Below are 2,015 nucleotides of genomic sequence, written 5' to 3'. Positions count from 1 at the left end.
CCGCAAGTCGGGCAGATGTCCACGTTGTCGAGGGTCCCGCTCATAGGAGTCTCCCCGTTTTTGCAGCGAGCGCCCGCGACTGCCAGCGCCCAAAGCCGTCTTTGTGGTGCTTCTCGTGGTAGTGCCAGCCCACAGGCGGCGTAGTGCCCACAAGAGCCGCCCGAAACACACGACCTGGCCCCATTAAAAGATTGAAGCCTAGCACCCCGGAGAGCGCGGGATCCAAGCGCCCCGCCTTCACCGCATCGTCGTAGTTGTCGGGCTGGGTGGAAACTTCCCGTGTCGGAGGAACCTCGACGACAAGGGGCGCTTTGCGCAGCGGCGCTAAGACCTTTGTCGGCACCGTTGTATAGACACTACGCCCAGTAGACTGGGTGGCCTTTGGCGCGGCCTTCCGAGTTGCCCAGTCTGCCTGGTGGCGCACCAGCTCGCCCTTGGCGATCCAACAGCCGGGCAGCACCGCGACATACCCGTGCCTGATGCGTCCTCGCAGAGTGTCAACGGCCACACCGATCTCTGCCGCCGCTTCTTTGTAGCTCAGAGCGCCCTCGGGCCGGGTAGCCTGGTGTGCTTCAAGCGCCGCCGTCTTCGCTGCCCGGAGCTGGGCTGCTAGTGCGCCGGACTCTTTGCGAGTCTGCCCGCCTTTGCCCGACCCACGAATTGAGTTCACACGCCGCACTTCCCGGATTTGTGCGACTCGATCAGGAGCCAGAGGCTGGAAGTACTGCCGATTGTTTCGCCCCACCGCAGCGGGAGCCGGGATCAATCCGTCCTTGAGCCACGCCCGCAAGGTGCCCAGGGCGACGCCCGCCTGGTCAGCAAGCTCCTCGATTGAGAACAAGCCGGCAAGTTCGGGCCGGGACGGAACCGGCTTAACGACACGGCATGGTGCGGCTGAGAGCGCTGCGCTTTCGACGCCTGCGCCGCGCACCTGTGCCGCAACAGGGACATACTCCGCACGAGTCTTGGCAAAGGCCTCGACGACGGCAATGGGGAGAAACCGCCCGAACTTGCCAGAACCAACGCACACAAGCCGCCCCTTTCGCACCCATGAGGCCACTGTTTCCGCCCTGACTGCGAGTACCTCGGCGGCCAGGGCGAACGTGAGCGTGCCCTCTGGTTGCGCTGCTCCTCGGTTTGCCGCGAGCTTTGCTTGGGCAAGCCCAATGTTGACTTGGGAGATGTTGCGATCAGACGCTTCGTATCCCCCACGAGCCGCGCCCTGGAGCCACGCCTCGCGGCGGCTAGAGCGAATTGTTTCCAGCTCTTCCGGCGTGGGCATCTTGTAGAGCTGGCAGTGTCCCTCTTTGCACACGGGAGCGATCAGGCCAGCGCCTTGCCACTTGTGCACGGTGCTCTTGCCGACCCCGAGCGCCTTGGTGAGCTGCACCTGGGACAGCAACCCGTCCGGGCGGGACTCGGGGTAGCGCCGTCCGTCAGGCTGCTTAAAACGGTGGGTGGACGAAGCTTCGGCATGGTGCGCTGCGCACCTGTGCCGCTCGGAGCTTCGCCGGGGAGTGCTCGCGATCATCGGGGCCTCCTCGTCTTAGGCTCGACGACCCTACCCAGCGCCCCCACCAGGAGCACCACAGAGGCGACGATCCAGGCACAGCCCGGCTCGCCATACTCCAGGGTAGGCACCCCGGCAACAACCGCCAGTGAGAGCGCCAGCAGGTACAAGCGGATCGCCCCGTCAGAGCGGCGATCCCAGGAGATCTGCTCCTGTCGTGCAGCATGGGCGATGGCCGACAAGAGGCGAATGTTCTTGCGCTCACACTGGGCGCAGAAAACAGTAGCACTGGATACCGGGGCGTCGCAGCCGGGGCACCACCCGAAGCGTATTGGGTAACTCATCACAGAGAACCTCCTGGTAAAATCTCGTCGTGGCTTTCGCCGCAGCGCACCCGGTCTTCGGGCTGGGTGAGGATTGAAACCTTGGTAACATATCGAGAGACGATGGTCTGTCCGGGGTGCTCGGCTTGCCACTTGGCAAACCACGCTTGCAGGGCGGGCAG

Annotated in this window: 2 protein-coding genes; both read right to left on the bottom strand. The window is 64.4% G+C overall.

What is annotated here, in order from left to right; genetic code table 11:
• Positions 1 to 40: 40 nt before the first annotated feature.
• Positions 41 to 1,531 carry a MerR family transcriptional regulator gene (locus tag ACH2EH_RS06465; RefSeq protein ID WP_395140050.1) on the bottom strand — a complete coding sequence of 497 codons (1,491 nt, stop codon included), beginning with the start codon at positions 1,529 to 1,531 and terminating at the stop codon, positions 41 to 43.
• Entirely contained in the window at positions 1,528 to 1,854 is a 327-nt protein-coding gene (locus ACH2EH_RS06460) for a hypothetical protein (protein ID WP_395140048.1), read from the bottom strand. The genes ACH2EH_RS06465 and ACH2EH_RS06460 overlap by 4 nt, the downstream gene beginning before the upstream one ends.
• Positions 1,855 to 2,015 lie beyond the last annotated feature (161 nt).

This window comes from Armatimonas sp. (assembly GCF_043760365.1).
In the GTDB taxonomy this organism is placed as follows: Bacteria; Armatimonadota; Armatimonadia; order Armatimonadales; family Armatimonadaceae; genus Armatimonas.
Note: the sequence above shows the minus strand (reverse complement) of the source record. Positions and strands in the feature narration are given on the sequence as shown.